Raw genomic sequence first — 648 nt, 5'->3', positions numbered from 1 at the left:
GTCACCTCCGGCGCCCGCCAGACCGTCGCGCAGTGCATCGAGGACCTCACCCGCACCATCTCCGACCTGCGTCCCATCACCGATGCCCTGCGCATCGATCTGGCGACGGCCGGGACCCACCCTTTCGCCCGCCCCGCCTACCAGAGGGTCACGGACTCCCAGCGCTATGCGGAACTCGTGGAGCGCACCCAGTACTGGGGCCGCCAGATGCTCCTCTACGGCGTCCACGTACACGTCGGTGTCGAGCGTCAGGACAAGCTGCTTCCCATCCTGCGCGCCCTGGCCACCCGACTCGGACAGTTGCAGTCCCTGTCGGCCTCCTCCCCGTTCTGGGCGGGGGTGGACACCGCCTACGCCTCCAACAGGGCGATGGTCTTCCAGCAGCTGCCCACCGCGGGCATCCCGCGCCAGTTCGCAACGTGGGCCCAACTGGAGCACTACACGGACGACATGGTGTCCACGGGTGTCATCCAGGGTTTCGACGAGATCCGTTGGGACGTGCGTCCCTCACCCAAGCTCGGGACCGTGGAGAACCGTGTCTTCGATGCCGCGACGAACTCCCTGGAAGTTGCCGCCTTCGCCGCCCTCACCCATTGTCTGGTGGAGCACTGGTCACGCATGCTCGACGGTGGTGAGGACCTTCCGGTA

At 67.0% G+C, this 648-nt stretch carries 1 protein-coding gene; it reads left to right on the top strand.

The features are described 5' to 3' along the window. Positions 1 to 648 (top strand): YbdK family carboxylate-amine ligase (locus tag FK530_RS24705; protein WP_146489453.1); only part of this gene is annotated, 648 nt, incomplete at both ends.

The sequence above is a fragment of the Tsukamurella conjunctivitidis genome (assembly GCF_007858475.1).
GTDB lineage: Bacteria > Actinomycetota > Actinomycetes > Mycobacteriales > Mycobacteriaceae > Tsukamurella > Tsukamurella conjunctivitidis.
The sequence above is the reverse complement of the archived record's forward strand: the minus strand, read 5'-3'. Positions and strand labels throughout refer to the sequence as shown.